The 22,480-nt window shown below is 59.5% G+C and carries 16 protein-coding genes and 1 tRNA gene; 8 read left to right on the forward strand and 9 right to left on the reverse strand.

The features are described 5' to 3' along the window. Positions 1–17 precede the first annotated feature (17 nt). Positions 18–497, forward strand: coding sequence for a transcriptional regulator NrdR (nrdR, locus tag ASD87_RS26020; protein WP_056327845.1), 480 nt, complete (start codon positions 18–20; stop codon positions 495–497). Here nrdR and ASD87_RS26025 read toward each other — a convergent pair. Both ASD87_RS26025 and ASD87_RS26030 read right to left on the reverse strand, forming a co-directional pair. Then, entirely contained in the window at positions 494–1,453 is a 960-nt protein-coding gene (locus ASD87_RS26025) for a GlxA family transcriptional regulator (RefSeq protein ID WP_056327846.1), read from the reverse strand. The genes nrdR and ASD87_RS26025 overlap by 4 nt on opposite strands. Positions 1,454–1,473: 20 nt before the next feature. Continuing rightward, positions 1,474–2,037 carry a cysteine hydrolase family protein gene (locus ASD87_RS26030; RefSeq protein ID WP_056327847.1) on the reverse strand — a complete coding sequence of 188 codons (564 nt, stop codon included), beginning with the start codon at positions 2,035–2,037 and terminating at the stop codon, positions 1,474–1,476. A gap of 174 nt (positions 2,038–2,211) precedes the next feature. Between ASD87_RS26030 and ribD the strand changes: the two genes are divergently transcribed. The 7 genes from ribD to ASD87_RS27475 all read left to right on the forward strand — a co-directional run bounded on the left by ribD (position 2,212) and on the right by ASD87_RS27475 (position 10,379). After that, on the forward strand, positions 2,212–3,363 hold the full coding sequence (gene ribD / locus ASD87_RS26035) for a bifunctional diaminohydroxyphosphoribosylaminopyrimidine deaminase/5-amino-6-(5-phosphoribosylamino)uracil reductase RibD (RefSeq protein ID WP_056327930.1): 1,152 nt from the start codon (positions 2,212–2,214) through the stop codon (positions 3,361–3,363). A 741-nt stretch (positions 3,364–4,104) separates the two neighbouring features. Then, positions 4,105–6,021 carry a PrkA family serine protein kinase gene (locus tag ASD87_RS26040; protein ID WP_369818605.1) on the forward strand — a complete coding sequence of 639 codons (1,917 nt, stop codon included), beginning with the start codon at positions 4,105–4,107 and terminating at the stop codon, positions 6,019–6,021. A gap of 12 nt (positions 6,022–6,033) precedes the next feature. Continuing rightward, a complete protein-coding gene (locus tag ASD87_RS26045; RefSeq protein ID WP_056327849.1) occupies positions 6,034–7,293 on the forward strand; it encodes a YeaH/YhbH family protein in 1,260 nt (419 codons plus the stop codon). Then, on the forward strand, positions 7,290–8,843 hold the full coding sequence (locus ASD87_RS26050; protein WP_162256811.1) for a SpoVR family protein: 1,554 nt from the start codon (positions 7,290–7,292) through the stop codon (positions 8,841–8,843). Before ASD87_RS26045 ends, ASD87_RS26050 begins: the two co-directional genes overlap by 4 nt. A 146-nt stretch (positions 8,844–8,989) precedes the next feature. Next, positions 8,990–9,080 (forward strand) — tRNA-Ser (locus tag ASD87_RS26055). Positions 9,081–9,397: 317 nt separating this feature from the next. Beyond that, positions 9,398–9,451 carry a hypothetical protein gene (locus ASD87_RS27705; RefSeq protein ID WP_369818606.1) on the forward strand — a complete coding sequence of 18 codons (54 nt, stop codon included), beginning with the start codon at positions 9,398–9,400 and terminating at the stop codon, positions 9,449–9,451. 307 nt (positions 9,452–9,758) lie between these two features. Next, positions 9,759–10,379: a site-specific integrase gene (locus tag ASD87_RS27475; protein ID WP_235512823.1), complete on the forward strand. Its 621-nt coding sequence runs from the start codon at positions 9,759–9,761 to the stop codon at positions 10,377–10,379. Positions 10,380–10,463: 84 nt separating this feature from the next. Here ASD87_RS27475 and ASD87_RS26060 read toward each other — a convergent pair. From ASD87_RS26060 to ASD87_RS26800, 7 genes are all read right to left on the reverse strand, one after another. After that, positions 10,464–11,581, reverse strand: a protein-coding gene (locus ASD87_RS26060; RefSeq protein ID WP_369818603.1) for an IS3 family transposase whose coding sequence is annotated in 2 segments (ribosomal slippage) — positions 10,464–11,332 and positions 11,332–11,581 — 1,119 coding nt in all. Because the reading frame shifts where the segments join, the coding sequence is not laid out codon by codon here. Positions 11,582–11,823: 242 nt separating this feature from the next. Further along, entirely contained in the window at positions 11,824–12,300 is a 477-nt protein-coding gene (locus tag ASD87_RS26070; protein WP_056327852.1) for a very short patch repair endonuclease, read from the reverse strand. Between the two features lie 25 nt (positions 12,301–12,325). Then, positions 12,326–14,122, reverse strand: coding sequence for an AIPR family protein (locus ASD87_RS26075; protein WP_056327853.1), 1,797 nt, complete (start codon positions 14,120–14,122; stop codon positions 12,326–12,328). Between the two features lie 2 nt (positions 14,123–14,124). Further along, entirely contained in the window at positions 14,125–15,147 is a 1,023-nt protein-coding gene (locus ASD87_RS26080) for a PD-(D/E)XK motif protein (protein ID WP_056327854.1), read from the reverse strand. Continuing rightward, positions 15,131–17,986 (reverse strand): Z1 domain-containing protein, encoded by a 2,856-nt coding sequence (locus ASD87_RS26085; protein ID WP_056327855.1) that lies wholly within the window; start codon positions 17,984–17,986, stop codon positions 15,131–15,133. Before ASD87_RS26085 ends, ASD87_RS26080 begins: the two co-directional genes overlap by 17 nt. Beyond that, positions 17,958–19,457: an ATP-binding protein gene (locus ASD87_RS26090; RefSeq protein ID WP_056327856.1), complete on the reverse strand. Its 1,500-nt coding sequence runs from the start codon at positions 19,455–19,457 to the stop codon at positions 17,958–17,960. The genes ASD87_RS26085 and ASD87_RS26090 overlap by 29 nt, the downstream gene beginning before the upstream one ends. A gap of 66 nt (positions 19,458–19,523) precedes the next feature. Continuing rightward, positions 19,524–22,382 carry a sigma-70 family RNA polymerase sigma factor gene (locus ASD87_RS26800; RefSeq protein ID WP_082586435.1) on the reverse strand — a complete coding sequence of 953 codons (2,859 nt, stop codon included), beginning with the start codon at positions 22,380–22,382 and terminating at the stop codon, positions 19,524–19,526. Between the last annotated feature and the right edge of the window lie 98 nt (positions 22,383–22,480).

A 22,480-nucleotide genomic window follows, 5' to 3' on the forward strand; every position in this document is an offset into this window, starting at 1 on the left:
GCCTTTAGGGATCACACATGCGGTGTCCATTTTGCGGCAATGCCGAAACGCAGGTTGTCGACAGCCGGGTCTCCGAAGAGGGCGACGCCATCCGCCGTCGCCGCCGCTGCCTGTCCTGTGACAAGCGGTTCACCACCTACGAACGGGTGGAGCTTGCCATGCCGTCGATCGTCAAGCGCAATGGCAGCCGCAGCGAATACGATCCCGTCAAGCTGCGCGCAAGCCTGAGCCTTGCGCTGCGCAAACGCCCCGTCAGCACGGAGGACGTGGATGCCGCCGTCGCCCGGATCGAAGAGCAATTGCTGGCCAGCGGCCAGCGCGAGGTGCCGTCCGAACACATCGGCGAGCTCGTCATGAACGAGCTGCGCAAGCTGGACAAGGTGGCCTACGTGCGTTTCGCCTCGGTCTACAAAAGCTTCGAGGACATCGGTGAATTCGTCGAAGCCATCCGCGAGATGCAGGGCCCGCTGCTGCCGGGCAAGTTGCGCAAGGACTAGCCAGGCGCCCCGCGCATCAGGCTGGGCGTCAGCGGCTGGAATTTGCGCCACACGCGGCGCATGTGCTGCGCCGATCCAAATCCCGACTTCTCCGCCACGCGTTCCAGGTCCAGCCGGGTGTCGCGCAGCAGGTCGCGAGCCAGCGCCACGCGGATCTGATACAGGTAATCCATCGGCGTGCACCCCGCGTGCTCGCGAAACAGGCGCGTCAGGTGCCGGGCACTGGTGTGCGCCTGGTCCGCCAGCGACTGGGCCGACCAGGGGGCGGCGGGATCGCGGATGACGGCATCCTGCACCCGGTGTACGCCCGGATGCATATGGCTGCGATGGTCCAGCCACGGCGACAAGGCCGAGTCCGAGCCGGCGCGGCGCTGGTAGACAACCATGTCGCGCGCCGCCTCGCTGGCCACGCGCGGGCCGCAATGGCGCGCCACCATGTGCAGCGCCAGATCGATCCCCGCCGTGATGCCAGCGCTGCTGACGAGGTTTCCGTCTTCGACGAAGATGCGGTTGTCCAGCAGGCGCGCGGTGGGATCAAGGGCGGCGAGCTCTTCCAGGCAGGTGTGGTGGGTGGTGCATTCGCGCTGCCGCGTCAGCCCCGCCGCGGCCGCGAACAGCGCGCCCGCGCAGACCGTCATCAAGGTGAAGCCGTCGGCCGGATGCCGGGCAGCCAGCCACGCCACGATGGCGCGCGCGTCCTCATCGTCCAGGCGCGTGTGCTTGCCCACCACGCCCGAGACGATGACCAGCGCGTTTGCCGGCAGCACGGCCGGCAGGGGCTGCAAGCGCGCCAGGTGCAGGCCGGGAATGCCGCTTTCGACGTCGCGGGAGGGGCTGCAGAAATGCTGGGTGAATGTGCCCGGGCACAGCTTGTTGGCCACGCGGAAGGCCTCCGCCGGACCGGCGAGGTCCAGGAGGACGATGCCGCGCGGCACCACGAAGTACACCGGAACCATCTGCGCCTCCCGCCTGCGCGTTACACGGCCAGCGCGTCGGCGGCGCGGACGATGCGGGCAAAACGGCCTTGCAGCACCAGCTCGGTCCGATCGCGGATCTCGGCCGACGTGTAGGTCCTGCCCGACGGGCTTTGCATCGCGAAGGTCAGCGTGGCGTCAGTCGGAAAGACCACCTTGAAGCCGGCATCGCTGGCATGGCGCGACGTGGTTTCGCAGCATTGTTCGGTGCGGATACCAGCCACGATGATGCCTTCGATGCCGTGCTTGAGCAGCCAGTCGTGCAACGTGGCGCCGGTTTCATCCTTCGCGTAGAGCGACGAATGGACCGTCTTGTGGAACACCGCGGTCGGAGCAATACGCAGTTCCTTCAACGTCTTGATGTGTCCGGAGGCGAGCGAAAAGGGGTTCGCGGGATCATCGGACGGGCTGGTGTGAAACACCTGCAGCACCGGAATGTCCTTGGCCTGGGCGCCATCGATCAGGGCCTGAAGCTGCGAAATGAACGCCGGATACTCCGATTCGTCCCAAAACGGACGTTGGCGGAAAGAGTCTTGTACGTCGATAACGATAAGTGCCTGTTTCATTTCCGGGCCTCCTGGCCATGAATTCAAGGGGTACGGCGCTATTTTTACTCCGAACCGGCTCGGCGGCGAGCGCGATCCGAGACCACGTACGGCCCAAAACGGACATCCGCTTCTTGGCGCGGCGGCATGGGCAAAGCCGGGCGGGACGGCGCCGGCGGACATACAATCGCCGGCATGGACATTTCCCGCGACTCCGACGACCTCTTCTGGATGCGACGCGCGCTGGCGCTGGCGCAGACCGTCATGACGACCACCGCGCCCAACCCCCGGGTCGGCTGCGTCATCGTGCGCGACGGCCGCGTGCTTGGCGAAGGCGCGACGCAGCCGCCAGGCGGCCCGCATGCCGAAATCTGCGCGCTGCGCGACGCGCAGTCGCGTGGCGAATCCGTGGCAGGTTCCACGTTGTACGTCACGCTGGAGCCCTGCAGCCATTTCGGCCGCACGCCGCCTTGCGTGGATGCGGTGCTGGCGGCGCGGCCGGCGCGCGTGGTGGTCGCAATGGGCGATCCGAATCCGCTGGTGAACGGCCAGGGGCTGGCGCGCCTGCGCGACGCCGGCATCGCGGTGACGACGGGCGTATGCCGCGAAGAGGCGCTGGCGGTGAACGCCGGCTTCATCTCGCGCATGAGCCGCGGCCTGCCGTGGGTGTGGATGAAGATGGCGGCGTCGCTGGACGGTCGCAGCGCGCTGCATAACGGCATGTCGCAATGGATCACCGGCCCGGAGGCGCGCGCCAACGGGCACCGCTGGCGCGCGCGCAGTTGTGTCGTCCTGACGGGCATGGGCACGGTGCAGAAGGACGATCCCCAACTGAACGTGCGCGACGTCCAGACGCCGCGCCAGCCGCGCAAGGCCGTCGTGGACGGCCGTTTCGAGATCCCCGAAACCGCGCGGCTTTTCGACGGGGCGCAAGTCATCGTGTTCACCGCGCGCGAGGACGCCGCAAAGGCCGCGCGCCTGGCGGACAAGAACGCGCGTGTCGTGTGCTTGCCCGGGACGGAGCCGGGGCGCGTCGATCTGCCCGCGATGATGCGCTGGATGGCTGCCGAGCAGTTCAACGAGGTCCACGTCGAGGCCGGCGCGGGCCTGAGCGGCGCGCTGGTTTCCGCCGGCTGCGTCGACGAACTGCTGCTGTATCTGGCGCCGGTGCTGCTGGGCGACGCGGCCGGCATGGTGCGCCTGCCGATGCTGGAACATCTGGACGCCGCGCGCCGTTATGAATTCATCGATGCCGTGCGCGTGGGTGCGGATCTATGCGTTCGCGCGCGTGTCGCAGGCACGTGGCGCCAATTGATGGAAAGCGTGGCGCTGCCCGCGCTGTCGTAGCAAAACCGCTGCTAGCACTCCGAGGGTTCGGCTGCCAATCCGCGTAGAGCCGCGCGCTGCCTGCGTCTTGGCGGCGCGGCGCCGCCGATGCGACGTGCCGTATTGCATGACCGGCATCGGCACGCGCGGCGTCAATCGTGTTTCGCGTGATTACGCGCACGCGCAATTCGCACAAAATGAATTGCCACAAGACGGTCACAGGCTTAGCATAAGACGCATGACTTGGCGCTACGCGCACACGGACACCCCGCACAGCCGCCGCGCGCCCTCGTCACCACGGATTCCCGTGCCGCGAATCGGCGCAGTTCAACACCGACCGGCACGACACTGAACGAAGACGCAAAGCGCCGTTCAGCACGTTCGCTGCGATCGCATGGCGGACGCTTCGGGTTTATCCCCGGCTCATAAGAATCCATTGGATATCGCTCATTCCGTCATTTCATTGCCGAGCATTTCATGTGCGGCTGCGTCGGGCACGCTATATGCGGCTCTATGCTGAAAACGACTGAGCGAACTTGCTCACCAACGTTGCAATCCCTGACGGAACTTGTATCCGAGGGGTGCAGCCTAAACAGAAAGGGTCCGATCGTGCTTATGGTTGATGTGTGGCGAAAGCAACATAACGACCTGCCGAAAACGCCGACAGCGAAGTTGTTTAGTAATTCGCAGGCGCTGATGCACAATGGGCATGTAGGGACGTATTGAATTTTTCGCGTGTTGTAGGAGGTTTCCGTGCAAAACATCGTCGAAGGCTTCAAGTCGCAGTATGCAAGAGAGCAGGAATCGGAGCTCTCGCTCGAGGAGTATCTGAACCTCGCCAAGCGCGATCCCATGGCCTACGCCAGCCCCGCTGAGCGCATGCTGGCCGCGATCGGCGAACCTGAGATCGTGGATACGCGCAACGACCCACGTCTTTCCCGTTTGTTTTCCAACCGGACCATCCGACGCTATCCGGCGTTCCAGGAGTTCTACGGCATGGAGGACGTGATCGGACAGATCGTCGCGTTCTTCAAGCACGCCGCGCAGGGACTGGAGGAGCGCAAGCAAATCCTCTATCTGCTCGGGCCGGTGGGCGGCGGCAAGTCGTCCATCGCGGAACGGCTCAAGGCGTTGATGGAAAGTTTTCCGATCTACGCCCTGAAGGGATCGCCGGTCAACGAATCGCCGCTCGGGTTGTTTCATCCCGATCGGTTCGGCGACATGCTCGAAAAGGAATACGGCATTCCAAAGCGCTACCTGACCGGCATCATGTCGCCGTGGGCAGTCAAGCGCCTGAAGGAATTCGACGGCGACATCTCGAAGTTTCGCGTCGTGCGCCTGAACCCTTCGGTGCTGCGCCAGATCGCCATCGCCAAGACCGAGCCGGGCGACGAGAACAACCAGGACATTTCGTCGCTGGTGGGCAAGGTGGATATCCGCAAGCTCGATCGCCATTCGCAGGACGACCCCGACGCCTACAGTTACTCGGGCGGGTTGTGCCTGGCGAACCAGGGGCTGCTCGAGTTCGTGGAAATGTTCAAGGCGCCGATCAAGATGCTGCATCCGCTGTTGACGGCCACCCAGGAAGGCAACTTCAAGGGCACGGAAGGCTTCTCGGCCATCCCGTTCAACGGCACGATCCTGGCGCACTCGAACGAATCCGAGTGGCAGACCTTCCGCAACAACAAGCACAACGAGGCGTTCCTTGACCGTATCTATATCGTCAAGGTGCCTTACTGCCTGCAGGTTTCCGAAGAGGTCCGCATCTACGAGAAGCTGCTGCATCACAGCTCGCTGTCCGAAGCGCCGTGCGCGCCCGGAACGCTGGACATGATGGCGCAGTTCTCGGTGCTGACGCGCCTGAAGGAGCCCGAGAATTCCAGCATCTATTCCAAGCTGCGGGTCTACGACGGCGAAAGCCTGAAGGATGTCGATCCCAAGGCCAAGGCGCTGCAGGAATACAAGGACTATGCGGGCACAGACGAAGGCATGACCGGGGTCTCAACGCGTTTCGCGTACAAGATCCTGTCCAGCGTCTTCAATTACGACCAGACCGAAGTGGCCGCCAATCCGGTGCATCTGATGTACGTGCTGGAGCAACGCATCGGCCGCGAAGACTATCCCGACGAGATCCGCCGGCGCTACCTGGAGTTCATCAAGGGCTTCCTCGCGCCGCGCTACGCGGAGTTCATCGGCAAGGAGATCCAGACCGCCTACCTGGAGTCCTACTCCGAGTACGGCCAGAACATCTTCGACCGCTACGTGACGTTTGCCGACTGCTGGATCCAGGACGAGGAATTCCGCGATCCCGAAACCGGTGAAAGCTTCGACCGCAGCGCGCTGAACGATGAGCTGGAAAAGATCGAGAAGCCGGCGGGCATTGCCAATCCGAAGGACTTCCGCAACGAGATCGTGAACTTCGTGCTGCGGGCGCGCGCCAACAACAGCGGCCGCAATCCGAACTGGACCAGCTATGAAAAGCTGCGCGAAGTGATCGAGAAGAAGATGTTCTCGAACACGGAAGACCTGCTGCCGGTGATTTCGTTCAACGCCAAGGCCTCGGCCGAGGACAAGTCGAAACACCAGAGCTTCGTCGACCGGATGGTGGAGAAGGGCTACACGGAAAAGCAGGTCAGGCTGCTGTGCGAGTGGTATCTCCGTGTGAGGAAGTCTTCCTGAGCGAGGTGAATCATGAATTCACTGATCGATCGCCGTCTTAACGGTCGCAACAAGAGCGCCGTTAACCGGGAGCGCTTTCTTCGGCGTTACAAGGATCAGATCCGCAAGGCGGTGCACGGGATGATCCGTGACCGCTCGATCCAGGATATGGATCAAGGCGGTGAGATCAACCTGCCCGCCCGTGATATCTCCGAGCCGACGTTTCGGCACGGCGCGGGCGGCGACCGCGAGATGGTGCATCCGGGCAATCGCGAATTCGCCAAGGGCGACACCTTCGACCGGCCGCAGGGCGGGCAGGGCGAAGGCGGGTCCGAGCCGGGTGAAGGCGAGTCGGTGGACCAGTTCACCTTCAGCCTGTCGCGCGCCGAATTCCTGAACCTCTTTTTCGAGGATCTGGAATTGCCGCACCTGGCGCGCAACCAGCTTGGCGAGGTCAGCCAGAAGAAGTGGCAGCGCGCCGGCTACACCACCACGGGCTCGCCCAGCACGCTCAGTATCAGCCGCACGCTGAAGTCGTCGCTGGCGCGGCGCGTGTCGCTCGGCGTGAAGGCGCGCGCCGACCTTGAAGACGCGGAAAAAGCGTTGGAAGAGGCCAAGGCGTCGGGCGCGCCAGCGGCGCGCGTGCGCGAACTGGAACAGGACGTCGAGGACTGCCGTGAGCGCCTGGCGCGTGTGCCGTTCCTGGACGACCTGGACCTGCGCTATCGCAATCGCGTGTCGGTCGCCATCCCCATGGCGCGCGCGGTCATGTTCTGCCTGATGGACGTGTCCGGCTCCATGGACGAGGGCAAGAAGGATCTCGCCAAGCGCTTCTTCACGCTGCTTTATCTCTTCCTGTCGCGCAAGTACGAACACGTCGACCTGGTTTTCATCCGCCATACCGACAACGCCGAGGAAGTCGACGAACACACCTTCTTCTACGACCCCAAGAGCGGCGGCACGATCGTGCTGTCGGCGCTGGAGCTGATGCGCGAGATCCTGGAAAAGCGCTACCCGCCGGCCGCATGGAACGTCTATGCGGCGCAGGCCAGCGACGGCGATTCGTTTGGCGCCGACGCGGGCAAGAGCGCGCGATTCCTGGCCGAGCATCTGCTGCCCTCGACGCGCTACTTCGCCTACATTGAAATTCCCGACTCGCAAGAGGCTCGCAAGAGCAGCCTGTGGGCCGAGTACGAACAGAAACTGGAACCGCATTTCGTCATGCGGCGCATCTGCGACCGCGGCGAGATCTTTCCCGTGTTCCACGACCTGTTCAAGAAGGAGACCGCATGAACGCCAACATGGGTGCTCTCGCGGAGCCGGGATCGGGCGGTGCCACCGTGCCGATCTCGCAGGGTTCCGAATGGACGTTCGAACTGATCCAGACCTATGACGACGCGATCTCGCAGATCGCCCGCGAATACGGCCTGGACACCTATCCGAACCAGATCGAGGTCATCACCTCGGAACAGATGCTGGATGCCTACGCATCGGCGGGCTTGCCCATCGGCTATCCCCACTGGTCCTACGGCAAGGAGTTCATCCGCAACGAGCAGTTCTATCGCCGCGGCATGCAAGGGCTGGCGTACGAAATCGTCATCAATTCCAACCCGTGCATCTCCTATCTGATGGAAGAGAATTCCATGCCGATGCAGGCGCTCGTGATTGCGCACGCCTGCTACGGGCACAATTCCTTCTTCAAGGGCAACTACCTGTTCCGGCAATGGACGGACGCCGATGGTGTGCTGGACTACCTGGTCTTCGCGCGCAAGTACGTGATGGACTGCGAAGACCGCTACGGCATCGACGCCGTGGAGTCTTTGCTGGACTCCTGCCATGCGCTGTCGCACCACGGGGTGGACCGCTACAAGCGGCCGGCGCCGGTCTCGTACAAGGAAGAGGCGACCCGCCAGGCCGAGCGCGAAGAACACGCGCGCCTGCAATACAACGACCTGTGGCGCACGCTGCCGCGGATCGAGGCGGACAAGGACACCCGCGTTGCGGCAACCGTGTTTCCGCCCGAGCCCGAGGAAAACTTGCTGTACTTCATCGAGAAGTATTCGCCCAAGCTGGCGCCGTGGCAGAAGGAACTGGTGCGCATCGTGCGCAAGGTCGCGCAGTATTTCTATCCGCAGACCCAGACCAAGGTCATGAACGAAGGCTGGGCCACGTTCTGGCACTACACCATCCTGAACCGCCTGCATGACAAGGGGCTGGTGAACGACGGCTTCATGATGGAGTTCCTGCAAAGCCACACCAACGTCGTCAGCCAGCGCGGCTTTGACGAGCGCGGCTATGGCGGGATCAACCCCTACGCGCTGGGCTTTGCCATGATGTCGGACATCCGCCGCATCTGCGAGGCGCCCACGCCCGAGGACCGCCGCTGGTTCCCCGACATTGCGGGCGGCGACTGGCTGAAGACGCTGGACTTCGCCATGCGCAACTTCAAGGACGAATCCTTCATCTCGCAATACCTGTCACCGCGGCTGATCCGCGAGTTCCGCTTCTTCGCCATCTCGGACCATCAGGCCAACCCCAAGCTGGAAGTGGCCGCGATCCACGACGATGAGGGCTACCGCGACATCCGCCGCTTGCTTGCCGCGCAGCACAACCGCGACAACCAGGTCCCCGACATCCAGGTCATCCGCTTCAATCGTGACACCGACCGCTCACTGGTGCTGCGCCACCTGAAAAGCCGCGGCCGACCGCTGGCGGGCGAAGACGCCGAACAGGTCATGAAGCACCTGGCCCGCCTGTGGGGATTCCGCGTCCGGCTCGAAGAGACCGAACCGGACGGCACGATCAGCTCCTACCGGGAGCAGGACCCGCCGGCGTCGAAGTAAAGCCGTTGGCAGGGGAAGGGACGCGCGTAGTGCGTCCCTTTTTATATGGCCGCTTGCTGTGTGGCCGCGCATTCTGCTAGAATCGCGGATTCGCATTTTCAGCAGCGCCTTTTTAGCAGCACCAAAAGGCCCCTGAAGATGCAGTAGGACAGGTGGCCGAGCGGTTGAAGGCGCACGCCTGGAAAGCGTGTATACGTCAAAAGCGTATCGGGGGTTCGAATCCCCCTCTGTCCGCCACATATTTTTCCAACGTTGCCCAGCGTTGGCCAAAAACCCGCACTGGCTACTCTGCGGGTTTTTGTTTGCCTATCGTTTCCCAACTTTGCTCATCGCCAGCAACCATTTGTGGCGGTATTTTTGACGGTATCGAGTGTTCTCGGGAGGAAAAGTACCGTCATGTCCCTTACCGATATTGCGTGCCGCAAGGCTAGGGCTGGCTCCAAACCTCAAAAGCTGGCTGATGGTGGGGGGGGCTGTATCTGTTAGTCGCCACCAACGGTGGAAAGTATTAGCGTTGGGACTACCGGTACGAGGGGAAAAGAAAAGCGCTGGCTTTGGGGGTTTATCCTGAAGTCACGCTCATGCTCGCACGAGAGCGGCATGCATAGAACCGGAAGGCTTTGAGCCAGGGTGAAGACCCGGCGGCGGGCAACAAAGAGAAGAAGAGCGGTGACCTACTGACCTTTGAATCCGTGGCGAGGCAGTGACATGCCCTTTGGTCGGAGGGGTGCACCGCGAGGCATGCCGCATACGTCATGACGCGGCCGCAGCAAGATATCTTTCCTGATAACAAAGCCTATCGCGGACCTATCCGCCTCGTTATTTCGAGATGCTATCAAGAGAATTGAGGCGCGAGGGGCAATAGACATCGCGAAGCGAGCGATGCAAACATGCTCACAGATCATGAGATACGCAGTGGTTCATGATCTGGCGGGAGCAAATCCCGTAGCCGGGATACGGACTTCCGGCATCATCAGAACTCGCCGGAAGCGAAATTATGTCCGTGTTGGCGTAGCTGAGTTGCCACAGCTATTACGCGACGTTGATGGCTATGTCGGGGGAGAGCATACCAGGCTCGCTCTCAAATTGATGGCTTACACCTTCGTTCGTACTAGTGAGCTTATTCAGGCCACTTGGAGTGAATTCGAGTTCGCTGCGGCGCGTTCGAACATTCCGCCAGAGCGCATGGAAATGAGAAAACCTCATATCGTGCCACTTTCTAGACAAGCCCTCGCCGTGCCTAACGAGCTGAAGATGCTGTCGTTTGGAAGCGACTGGGTACTTCCCGGCGACGTGGACCGAAGGAAGTGTATGAGCAACAACACAATTCTCTATGCGTTATACCGTATGGGCTATCGCGGCAGAATGACGGGTCATGACTTTAGGGGAGTGGCTTCAACCGTTCTCCATGAGCAAGGATGGCCTCACGCCCATATTGAGCTTCAATTGGTCCACCAAGAGCAAGACGATACCAGCGCGGCCTATAACCATGCTCTTTATCTTCGAACCTCGAGCAAGGATGATGCAGGCCTATAGCGAATTTTTGGATGGCCCAGTAAAAGACCCCGATGAGGCGACATTGCCTGAGGGTGCGTGACCTTCCCCCACAAATTGGACAGTTCAAAACTGGAAAGTGGCTGCCTCTTTGGGTTGCGCTGACCACTTTTGAACGTACTCACTCGGGGTCAGATGGCCGAGTGAACCGTGAGGACGGTGATGGTTGTAATCGTCCTGCCAAGCTCGCAGTTTTTGCTGCAGGTCGTGCAACGTGATGAATTCATGCACATTCAGGAATTCATCACGCAATCGACCGTTGAACGACTCGATGAGCCCATCATCCGTCGGCTTGCCTGGGCGTGTGTAATCGAGTTTGATGCCGTGTCGGTATGCCCAGTCGTCTAACGCCCGAGACGTAAATTCCGTTCCGTTATCGACGGTGATCGCCTTGGGCCAGCCGCGCAGAACCGCAGACCGGTCCAGTGCCTGACCGACGCCCCGGCCCGTTTGCCGAAAGTTGGCCTCTAGACACACACTCTCGCGACTCCATTGATCGATGACGGTCAAGATGCGAACGCTGCGCCCATCGAGCATCTGATCATGAACGAAATCCATGCTCCAGTGCTGGTTCGGCCCGGTTGGCACCGGTGGCTTGCCCCGAAGTAGCGCAATGCGCTTGCGACGTTTGACCTTCATTCGCAGTTGCAAGCCTTCCAGGCTGTAAAGGCGATACACGCGCTTCTTGCCTACGTTCCAGCCTTCGCGTTGCAGCATCACTAACACGCGCCGGTAGCCGAACCTCGGACGACTCAGGGCAATGTCGCGAATGCGCTGACGCAGCGCGCTTTGGTCCCGCGCATGGCTCTTGGCGTACCAGGTCGACCGTTGCAGCAACGCCAGTGCGCAGGCGCGCTGCACTCTGATCCGGAAGCGCTCGTGCATCCAAGCCGCCAGCTCGCGCCGCTTGGCGGCCTTCAGACTTTTTTTCGCACCACCTCCTGCAGGATCTGCTTGTCCAGTGTCAGATCAGCGACGATGCGCCGCAGCCGTGCGTTCTCATCCTCGAGCTGCTTGAGCTTACCCAGTTCGCTTACACCGAAGTCGGCGTACTTCTTCTTCCAGGTATAGAAGGTCGCCTCGGACACACCAAGCTGCCGACAGACGTCGACCACCGGCGTACCGCTATCTGCCAGTCGCAGCGCATACGTGATCTGCTCTTCGGTAAATCTCGACCGTTTCATGGCTCCTCCTCGCCCCGTTCGGGGCGCTGAGAAGCAACCATACCTCTAGTTTTGACCTGTACGGATATTCCGGGGGCACGTCATGCGACCTGCGAGCATATTGCGTAATCTCGCCTAGCGGCAGAGTCCGTAACTTTGCTTGGTGTATCCAGAACGTGCGCGCTTTTTCGGCACTCAGGGCGTGTTCCTAGCTTGGCTATCAGAAACTTTTCGATCCTGATGGTGGCGGCGAGCTATCGGTCTCAGCGACATTGTGGATCGGGAGCATGGACCTTCGACGGAATTTCCATGAGAACGCAGTCGCTTTCAATCCACTCGCGTATCCGTGTCCCGAAAGAATCGGTGGACTCTTTGGTGCGTGTTGCACACTCCCATACCGTGAGGACGCGCCATCCGGAATCTCTCAAGGCGGCCAACGCCAGCAGGTCGCGTTGTTTGTTCTCATCAAACTTTTGCCGCCAGAAATTCTCATTGCTTGCCGGCAACTTCGCAAACTTACAACCCTGATGCTGATGCCAGAAGCACCCATGGATAAATATCGCTATTTTCCTGCCGGGCATGACGACGTCCGGTGTTCCCGGAAGATCTCTCCGATGCAAGCGATAGCGAAAACCGTCTGCAGTGAGCATCTGACGGACGAGCAGCTCGGGCTTTGTTCCTTTGCCACGAATCCCTGCCATCATCTTGCTGCGCTGCTCTTTGGTGACGATGTCGGCCATGGGTTTTGCATTCCCCGCGAATATATTAGGTCAGCTCAGGTGTGTTTTCGTTCACTGGAGAATAGTGCGCGGAGCGGACCGCCTCCCAGCACTCAGGTTTCTTCGCCCACTCAGAGATCATCCTGCCCTCAGCGCTGCGATGCAAGACTTCATTGACCTCGGAGGCCCAAGTCGTAAGCTGTGCTCGGAGCGCTGGTGAGATGTCTTGCTGCAGCCAGACCTTGTCGAGGGCAATTCGGTCACCGATTTTTTCAGAAGCAATAGACACCAGGTAGGCGGCCACGTTGGCCTGGAATGCCGGAAACAGAGGCCGTACGAGGGCGTGAGTCTTCTTGAAGAACACCGCTTTGGCGATCATTTCCTTGAACGTCTTTACGTCAGGAAGAGGGGCTGAAGATTGCGGGTCTCCTGGAGAAATGCTCTCCATGTAACGCTCGAAGTTCTTCTGGCTACCCAAACTCACCATATGCGGTTTTCTATCCCAAGCCGTCAGATATTTGGCCAAGTCGGTCTTTGTAATCTTGCGTGCGGGAGGGATGATCTCAGTCCGCAAATGCTTGAGCTTTGCTGGCGTCGTTCCCTCACGAGCAAGCAGAGTCTTGTAGCTGCCGGCAGCACGTTCGTAAAACCATCGCCCCACTCCGTTCGGACACACCACAGCCTGAGCCAGCTTTTCAATTTCAACATGGAATGGCTGGTTGGCAGAAAGGTCGGACTGCTTGACGGCATTCTGACTGTTGGCGTATTTGGAAATGTCGTAGATCAGGGCCTCTTCGGCAAGATCGTCCTGCGACCGCAATATGATGACTTTCGCCGGGACACGGACTCGTTTCAGATCGATCTCTGGTGCCCGTTTTTTCGAGAAATAGATGGACGCGGTGGTTTGTCCGCCATTGACTATCTGCATCCCCTTGAGAGAGGAAATGCCGGGGCTGCCGTCTGCTGCGCGATTAATGCTTATCTCGTCTGCCACGATCACGATGCCATTGTTGTAGGCCATGAACCGTTCAGGATTGCTCTTGAGCGTATCGCGGATCCCCCGGTTGACTTTGCCGGTCACGCTGAGAAACGAACGGACATTGGCCTCCAGAAGGCGCTGACCGTATTTCTCATATATGAAGCGAAGCGACTCTCCGGGAATCACCGTCAGGGCATAGTCGTAGTCTGCGTCCTGGGCAGGTACATAGACGCAAGGAAGCGGGCTTCCTGCTAGCTCTTCAAAGTTGACGACGAGTTCGTCACGTGGCTTGCCTTCAGACCAGTGGCGGTGCAGCCGCTCGATATCCATAACCTCCAGCTTTATTGTCTTTCCGCCGACCTCGCGCGGTTTGAACACCTTCGACTTTGCCCGCCGGTCCGTTACGACGTAGATCCTGATTTCATCAAGATTCGCATAGCCCCCTTCGATGGACAGCGCCAGCGCGTATGCATCATTGGACTCGTCCATCGTGCGAGACAGCTTACCCTCAGCACATTTCGCCAGAAAGCGCAGGCACTGTTCTGCTGCAGTCTTCGTCTCCGTGTCCGTCACTGGAGTGATCTGATCGACTCCTTCGTAAAGGCTTACGAAAAGGTCGAGTTGCTCGGCGTCTTCGGACAGGGCATATCCGCTGAGACGGAGATTGGCATTTCCCACTTTGGCGGAGTAGTGACATGTGGTTGGTTCATGCGTCATCCCGATATCGGCCATATGCTCCATCACCACTTCGGCGAAGATCGTCTCGGGATACGGGTATCCCTGGCCATCCTGTGATTCAAGACGTTCGCTGATCTGCGTCCGAACATCGGCCTGCGTCTGTTGCAGGAATTCTTCCAGTTCCATTGTCAAATTAATCCTAGTTCTTTCATTGCGTGGCGCAGGCCGACTGTGTGTGCAGAGATGAGATCCAGATCGATCTCGTAGCGTACCTTTCTTATCTCATTTGGTACGCTCCGGCCGGTGAGACGAGGGAACCCCTCAGCCACTCGCAGAATCCTGGTTCCCACGTGTCTGAACTTCCTGGTGTACTTCTCTTCGGTGCCAGGCAACAGCCCGGCCCGGAGGAGTTTGCCGTCAAGTATGGACTGCGCTACAGGGTCATCAGCAAAGAGTGCCTGGATGGCAGCCGCGCGTTCCGTGAGTGTCTCTCCCTCGGGAGACAGTTCGAGTCGAACTCCAGCCAGGAACAGGGGCTGGACCAAGCTGTCGTCCAGTTGTTCCAGACTTCCGATTTGCGAGGGAAAGCTCCCTGACGCGACAGTGCTCTTCACCTCCACTCCGCCGGTTCCGAAAAGGAAATCATGCAAACCGTCTAGAGGCCCGAGCCATCCCTCCACTGCGTCATGGGGGGGCAAACCATTCAACGCCAGGGACTGCAGGAGGTGAAGCTCGCCGAAGAGACCGACCTCCGCCTCTGCGGAAAGCACGTCATCCGGATTGCGTTGCATGAAGTCCTGCCAGGCGCGTATGCGAGTCAGGAAAAGATTGAAGGCACGCACGTCCCCAGCTGGGGTGTGTCGCATCATCGTCGTGATGACGTCTGTAGCCATCATCGTGAAGAGCTCGGTGCTGCGACCCTCCTTCCTGGAGAGGGCAATCCAGGGATGGCTCGCCTCTCTTCCTGCCAGCGACACCTTGTCCACCTTGAAGCCTCTGCCTTGTGGAAGTGTGAGGGCAGCAGGCAGTTGCGCTGTAGCAAAACCTATGAGCAGCGACTCCTCATTCCCCGGGAACCGTCTGCCGGCGAGGAATCGGCAGGGGCCGTCCGGGGCCACCGGAATGAGTCGCCAGCCGTCATCATCACTGGAGTTGCCGAGAGCACGCCATGCCGCTGCGAGCTCGTCGTATGGGTCAGTCCGCGCCGCCATATTCCAGCTCCCAACCTACATTGTTGACCTTGTACTCGACCTTGACGCCCGCCTTGCTATCGGGAAAGCTGATGCCGAACGCGATGACGGGCGGTGTGTCGTGCGAGAACTCCGCCTTGGCCTCTGCAGGATCGAGGGCATACAGCAAGAGCAAGCCCTTTTCCGGGTGACCTTTTACGTCCCCGGAACCTGAACCACGAACTCTCCGGATTGCCGGTCCGTTTGGCACGTCGGGCTCCTTTTCTCCGGCGGTTCTCGCTGCGTCCTTTCTCCATGCTTCACGCGTGAGACTCAGTGCGGCCGCCCACGAGTCCTCATCTAGGTCAATCGCTTCATCGCGTGGAGACAGCAGCCGGCCGATGGCGTAACGGTCCTCCAATGCGGCGTTGGCTTTCCGCCTGAGCATTTTTACCGAGATGCCGTCGATGATCTCATCCTCGTTTCCTTCGCCGCCTCCGATAAGCGCCACAGTCCATTGTTTAAGCTCATCCTTTGCGGACATGGACTGAATGAATTCAGCGATCATGGCGCTGTTCACCTTGTGGGCTTGTGGGTGCGTTTCGTACGAAGACAAAAATTCCACTATTTGGGTTGCTTCAACCTCTTCCCAGAGAAAACCTTGCCATTGCTGGGAACCGCCAGGCCTTTGCCGAGTCGGGTTCTTCTCCGGTGTGCCGAGGCTTGCCAGCAGTCCCTGCGCAGCCTTGAGGTTCCGCTGCAAGGTGGCCTTGTCACGGAACAGGGACACGGTTTCCAGCAGTTGTCCGCTGAAGGAGAGCCACAAGCTCTTGGCGGATCTCATTTTCAAACGCGAGGTCACCATGAGTACCGGATGAGATTGCACCTTTAGGCCGAAATCTCGCGGCGTCCCGCCCGTCGCAGCCATCAGGTCGAATTCTTCCCTGAGCTCCTCTGCCGCATCCGTGATATGCCCGAACCATTCGCATAGCTCTTGTGTGGTGTATAAGCGGCATAGATCAAGGTAGCCTGGCCTATACCCAAACCAGCGCCCCATCTGCATGAGAGTGTCGTACATTCGTGACGCACGAAGAAAGTAGCTTGTACAAAGGCCTTCCAGTGTCAGCCCGCGTGCAAGCTTGTCCCCTCCGATGGCTATGACCTTGAGGCCGACTCCGTCGTGTTCGGAGTAGTCCAGCGCATCCTTCGCCGTTCCGTTGATCATCCGGACCTGGACGTCCCCTATGACATCCGTGAGAGCCTGCAACACGTTCTCCCATTCGGGAGCGTGTTCGGGCAGTCGCTCGACAGATGACGCCTGCAGTTCGCGCGAGGTGGGCTCAAAGTCCTCTTTCCAGAGAGTGTGCAGGCGCTGGACCGTGCTTTCGTGGTCGACTCGGCGGTGAAGACGTTGACGGATTTGATCGATGTGTTCCTCAACCTGTCGATGCACATACTCTTGTACAGTGTTGAATCGAGTCACGTGAACGAGCATCGAGCTATGGTCGCTGCCTTGGCCGCGGATGTGGCGCAGGGCGCAGGACAACAGAAATGCGTCAATGCTTTCCACAAGCGACGGCGGAATTTTCAGCTGGCCGTCATGGAGTGGTATATGACTATTTCTGTGTTTTTGGTGCATCCATCCGTCGAGACCGTCTTCGCTTGCGTAATCGCTTACGGGGCGCACCAGAGGCAATCCCCCCTGCCGGCCCTCGGGGGTCGAAGTGCCGAAGACTTTCAACGGGCCGACATAGTTTGACGAAGCCGCTAAATTGATCACGAACGCAGAGGGGAAAAGGTCAGGTCCTTCTTCCCGTGTGGCGCCTTTTTCGTGGATGAAGATGTTTGCGAATGGAGTGGCGGTATACCCGACATATGCGGCTCTGGAGAAGGAATGGAGAATTTTCCTTATTCTGCTGTTGATTGCCGTAGGCTGATGTTCTTCGTCAGGATTCCCGTCGGCATCAAACCATAATTCTCCAGTGTCCACGGATGCATGGTCTGCTTCGTCATCAATCAGGAGCAGGGGAAATCTGGTGACGATCTTTCTACCGCCCTCCGAGTCATGAGTGTCCGCAACGTGGTTCCGTATCCATTGAAACAGGCGTTCGAGTACCGTCTTGTTCTTCTTGACCACGAAGAGCCAAGGGCGTTGCTCCGGTGTGATGCCGAGCTTTCTGGCTATTGCGGTATTGAAGTCCCCCTTGTCCGTGCGGTTGGTCACATAGTTGGGACGAATGGCAGGATCACTGTCGATTTCACCGACTCCGATGATCCTTATATCCTCTTGCGCAGGCTTGGTCTCATAGCCAAGAAAACCCTCGTCCAGTCGCATTTGAGTCTGTGACCTGAGATTATTGTGCAGGCCTGCAAGTACGATGATGATCTTGTAGCCAGCGTCTGCTGCCTTGCAGATGAGACCGGTATAGTTGCCCGTCTTGCCCGATTGGACGTGGCCTACGACAAGCCCGCGGCGGTCCCACCTTCCTTCCCGCTTCGGGTCTTCCAGCTGCTCGAGAACCGCGTCAGTGGACCTGTCCAGAGCTTCGACGGCCTTGAATGAAAGCTTGCGTTCCAGCCATTCGCGATACCGTTGCCAATATCGCCAGTCGTCCTTGCGAGCGGACACCAACCATGGCTGATGATTGATGTCACTGGTCAAGGCTGTATCTTTTCCGGTCCACATGCTGAAGCGCCGGATGAGTTCGTCAGTGACGCTATCCTTGTCGAGCGCCTCTCCCCATTTCGGGTTCATTCCTACCACAAGCCCTATCTTGTCGGCAATCAGACCGGCCGTGATCTCGGATTCGTCATGGTCAAGTAAAAGTTCCTGGACAAACTTTACGACCTTATTACTGTTCGTTTCGGCAGTTGTTGTCATGACCTAAGTCTTGTTGAAGTTCTTCAGGGACGTCAGGGAGGGCCCGAATGATTTCCGGATAAGCATCGAAGGGTTCCACCCTCAGGAGCATTTCGCGCGCGCGAACTGGCGACAACCCGCGACGCCGTATCATGTTCTTGTAGAAGGTCGACAGAACTTTCAAGACTTCTGCCGGCGGCTCCTCCGCGAAGCCGGTGCGCGGCGTTTCCTTTGCTTCGGCAGTATCAAGCCAGATTCTCTGGACCGGGATTGTTTCTTCCAATATGCGCAACATGACGCCTATGTCCATTTTCAGCGGACCGGCATCATCGAGCACTGATTTCACTGCGGGATGACCCCTGTCTATCCGGTAGCGGATCCCGCCCTTGAAGTGTTCTGCGTGCCACGCTTCGGCGAGACTCTTCTCACCCCCGGCCTTCACTGCCTTGCCACGATGGGCAAAAACCCTTCGTGCGCGCTCGCGCACGTCTTCGGCGAGCCTCGTCAGGGGCATACGCAGGGCTACGGGCGGCCGGGCCGTCGATTTTCGTATGTCTATCTTCCATTCCGAGTCCGCGGTGTTGGAAATGTCCAGTCTGATCCTGGCGAGGCGATGTGCTTCTTCCTTCGTCCATGACCGGCCTCGTCCAAGACCAAGCCAGCTTCCCGCCAGCAGGAGGCGCCTGTTGCGGTATACGTAGAAGCCTTGCTGTGCCGTCCAGCCGTCAGGCCCGGCCGCATTTTCGTGTGCGGTGGGGGCCAGCCTGTCCTTGTGAGGAAGGACATATGCCTGAGCCTCCACCTGTCCGCCGGCGGATGAAAAAGTGGCGATGGGCGACGACCATGTCGCAGGATGGCCAGTCAGGAATGGATCCCATGGCCTAACCGGCCGATCATTTATGGTCAGCAGGAACTGGGGTTGGGGGCCTTGCAGGAAGCGGTGGAAGACCATCGCAAGATGACGCTCGACCTTGTCGATCAGGTCGAGAAAATCCTGCTCTCGAAACCCGGGCGTGACGATCCGGTCGTTGTGCTCCCAGAGCACCAGAGTTCCTTGCTCCTTGCCGTCCAGGGCCCGCAGCATGTGTTCGGAGCCCGCCGCAGCTCCTTCCAGCAAATACCAGCCATCATTTTCACTGGATGCCAGTGCATCGAGATCCCAACGCAGGCAATTGAGAGCGCCCAGCTTGCGACTCGCAACGGTGAGCCTTCGGCATTGCGAGAAGGAGGCGGTCTTCATGCCCAGCCCGAACCGGCCGAGATCGGACGCATCCCTGGCATCCTGAGGGCTTTTCTCGCCCAGACGCATTGCGATGTCCAGCTCCGCTTCGTTCATTCCGTCGCCATTGTCTAGAATGGCCACGGTACTCAGGGAACCAGCCCATGCGAAACGGAGTTCCACATGGGTTGCATGCGCAGCGATGCTGTTGTCTATCACGTCTGCCAACGCAGTGGCGGTGGAATACCCCAATCCTCGCAGCGACTCTATCATCGCTGTTGCCTTCGGGGGCGCGTGTCGCATGCGGGAGGAGCCGGTCATTGTTGTTGTCATCACGGTTCAACAGCCTTCTAGCAAGCCCGTGAGCTTGGCTTTTCGGCCGGGATGCCGTAACTTCCGCAGAGCCGTGGCCTCGATCTGACGGATGCGTTCGCGAGTGAGGTCGAACTGGGCACCAACCTGCTCCAGCGTCATGTCGGCCCCCCACCCGATACCGAACCGCAGGCATAAGACCTTGGCCTCTCGTGGCGGCAGTGCGTCGAGTACTTCGCGGACAATGTCTTTCATTTCCCGCTCCGAGACAAGTTCTTCCGGCGAAGCCAGGGTCAGTCCGGAGCCATGGATGTGGCAATCGAAACTTTGCTGTTGCGCATCGTCCGCAAACTCCTCCAGTGAAACCGGCCTACGGATGACCTTCGCGATTTTCGATGCGGCCTCTCTGGATATTTCCATCTTGTCTGCCAGCTCGGTGATGTTTGGCTCAAATCCGGTAGCGTTGCTCAGCTCGCGTCGAGCCTTGTCCATCTTGTTGATTGTTTCTACCATGTGAACGGGGATCCGGATGGTCGAGCCTTGATCGGCAATTGAGCGCGTTATGGCCTGTCGTATCCACCAGGTCGCATACGTCGAAAACCTGAAGCCGCGACGGTAATCGAACTTGTCTACTGCCTTCATTAGCCCGAGGCAACCTTCCTGAACGAGGTCGGATATGTCCATTCCTCTATTGAAGTATTTCTTGGCGATCGAGAACACCAGGCGCAGGTTCGCTACCGTCATCTCATGCTTCGCCTTGCGGACTGTCGCCTCCCCGGCGGTCATGCGTTGGCTGATGTCTTTGAGCCGTATGAGGGGTAGGGCCAGGCGACGTTGCAGTTCTATGAGATGCTGCTGCGTTTCCTGGATGGCTTCGACGTGGCGGCCAAGCGCTTCAACATAATCTCCTCCGGCAGCAACCTCCTGAGGTGCCCAGTCCAGGTTCGTGGCGTTGACGCGGAAGGACTTTGCGAAGTGCTCGCGTGGCATCCCGACGCGCTCCACGCAGATCGACATCGCGGCCTGTTCATGGGTACGGAGCTCTGCGAGGCAGGATCGAAGTGTGTCGGTCATTCGCTCTACCATGCCGGGCGTGAACCGGACATTCATCAGTTCAGCCTGAATGGCCTCTCGGGCTTCTAAATATGCCTCTGAGTCTGGCCCCTGACTTTCGAAAGCGTCGCTCATCCTGAGATGCCACGACTCAATCACTGCGAATTTGGCCAAGGACTTGAGACGAAGTTGCTCGGTCAGCTTGCCGGCGGCCGCGTGATCGGAGTCATAGTCGTCGACAGGCAATTCAGGCTCGGCTTCATCGCTATCTTCATTATCGTCGTCGTTAAAGCCATCGATAACCTGATCGATGGACACGGATCCATTACGGACAGCGCGCATGGATGCGAGGATTTCGTCGATTGTGGCAGGGCACGCCGCGATGGCCGAGACACTATTTCTAGTGCCTTCCTCGATCCGTTTGGCTATGCTGATCTCGGCCTCAGCTGTCAGCAGTTCAAAGGCGCTCGCTTCCTTCAAAAATAGCCACACTGGCTCGTTGTCCTGCCGTGAAAGCTGAGTCCAGAAGGACACCGCTTCATCCGCCAGGGTCTCCATGTCATCGTTCCACTCGTCGGAGATTCGAGCAGATTCGGACCATCCGGGAAGGTCGTCACTGATGATTATGCCCAAGTCGCCGAGCAGATTGCGAAGACGAGTTTCCGATGCGACCTCGGTCTCTTCTGACGGCGCGAAGATAACATTTGAGAACGCTTGGGAAGAGACGCTCCCGTCCCTCAAACCCTGGAGCAGGAAGATGCGCAAGGGCTCGAGATCTTCCGCCGCAGACGGCTTCAATCTGCGACGAGATTCCGGTAAATCAATATCAATATCTGACCAATCTTGGTAGTCGTCTATTGGTATGTGCCGTGAAATGTGACCTTGCAGTTCCAGAGCCGCGTTCTCACAGGCCTCGTTCGTGGCAGGAAGAGGGGCTTCGTCCTCCGGCTCCCAACCGGAAAGTTCCAGGTCTTCTAGTAGCGGCTCGGCTGCCGCTGTGGCGGCGATCTCTTGCGTTCGGGATGACCCGCTGGGCTGGGAGGCCATGATGTACGGCGGTTCAGCATGCGCCAAGGCACTTATTGCACGGTTGCACTCATCACGACGCTGTGGGGCGGTACTGCTGCGCTCAACGAGCAGCCTGCCGACCTCAAATTGAAAGGATTCTCCGGAGTATTTTTGAGCAGCTGCGCTCGGAATAACCCGTGCCGGTTCGTGCTGGGCGTGCAACGGATAAACTGTCGCTTGCGGTGACGCCTCATTAGGCGGTGCATCTGGGACGGGGCCACGTTCCTCTTGCTGTTCCTGGGCGGGATTCTTGCCCTGATCCAGCCGCGTGCCGTTCTTTGAGTCGGCCGCCTTCTCGGTCGGCAGCATGGCATTCTGGCAACGTCGCTCTCCTTCGAGCGGGCTTACGGCCACCGGTGAAAATAACGCGGGAAGCGGGGGAGCTGACGGCGATGGTGTTTTTGCTTTTTCCGGTACGGCGGATATCGTGTCGCGGCTTTCCTGACTTCCTGGAACGAGGTGACGATGCTGGCCAAGTAGCGAGAGAATTCCGACGTTATTGGATTTGAGGGCGAGGGAGAATGCGTCATCTCCTTGAAGATCGCGTGCGTGTGGGTCGGCACCCGATTCCAGCAGCAATCGGCATATTCCCTCATGTCCGTACGTGGCCGCTAGCGAAAGAGCCGTGCGTCCGCCGCTGTCGGTTGCGTCCACCTGCATCCCCCGATTCAGGTGAACGCGCACGACCGCCTGGATTCCGGCTCGGATAGCCATCTTCAGCAGGCGCGGCAGGGTCCGGCTCGCGAGTGCCGACTTCTCGCTCATTCCTTCCCTCCTTTTTTCCTATGTGGCGCCATTAAGTTGGTTAACGCACGAATGCTTGGGGCGTGGTGTCCGGGATGCCTGGGTTAATTCTGGTGACG

The organism is Achromobacter sp. Root170 (assembly GCF_001428165.1).
GTDB lineage: Bacteria > Pseudomonadota > Gammaproteobacteria > Burkholderiales > Burkholderiaceae_B > Achromobacter > Achromobacter mucicolens.

Coding starts and splice junctions, on each gene's coding strand:
- nrdR (WP_056327845.1), top strand. CDS start 18: ATGCGGTGTCCATTTTGCGGCAATGCCGAAACGCAGGTTGTCGACAGC.
- ASD87_RS26025 (WP_056327846.1), bottom strand. CDS start 1,453: ATGGTTCCGGTGTACTTCGTGGTGCCGCGCGGCATCGTCCTCCTGGAC.
- ASD87_RS26030 (WP_056327847.1), bottom strand. CDS start 2,037: ATGAAACAGGCACTTATCGTTATCGACGTACAAGACTCTTTCCGCCAA.
- ribD (WP_056327930.1), top strand. CDS start 2,212: ATGGACATTTCCCGCGACTCCGACGACCTCTTCTGGATGCGACGCGCG.
- ASD87_RS26045 (WP_056327849.1), top strand. CDS start 6,034: ATGAATTCACTGATCGATCGCCGTCTTAACGGTCGCAACAAGAGCGCC.
- ASD87_RS26050 (WP_162256811.1), top strand. CDS start 7,290: ATGAACGCCAACATGGGTGCTCTCGCGGAGCCGGGATCGGGCGGTGCC.
- ASD87_RS26070 (WP_056327852.1), bottom strand. CDS start 12,300: ATGGCCGACATCGTCACCAAAGAGCAGCGCAGCAAGATGATGGCAGGG.
- ASD87_RS26075 (WP_056327853.1), bottom strand. CDS start 14,122: ATGGAACTGGAAGAATTCCTGCAACAGACGCAGGCCGATGTTCGGACG.
- ASD87_RS26080 (WP_056327854.1), bottom strand. CDS start 15,147: ATGGCGGCGCGGACTGACCCATACGACGAGCTCGCAGCGGCATGGCGT.
- ASD87_RS26085 (WP_056327855.1), bottom strand. CDS start 17,986: ATGACAACAACTGCCGAAACGAACAGTAATAAGGTCGTAAAGTTTGTC.
- ASD87_RS26090 (WP_056327856.1), bottom strand. CDS start 19,457: ATGATAGAGTCGCTGCGAGGATTGGGGTATTCCACCGCCACTGCGTTG.
- ASD87_RS26800 (WP_082586435.1), bottom strand. CDS start 22,382: ATGAGCGAGAAGTCGGCACTCGCGAGCCGGACCCTGCCGCGCCTGCTG.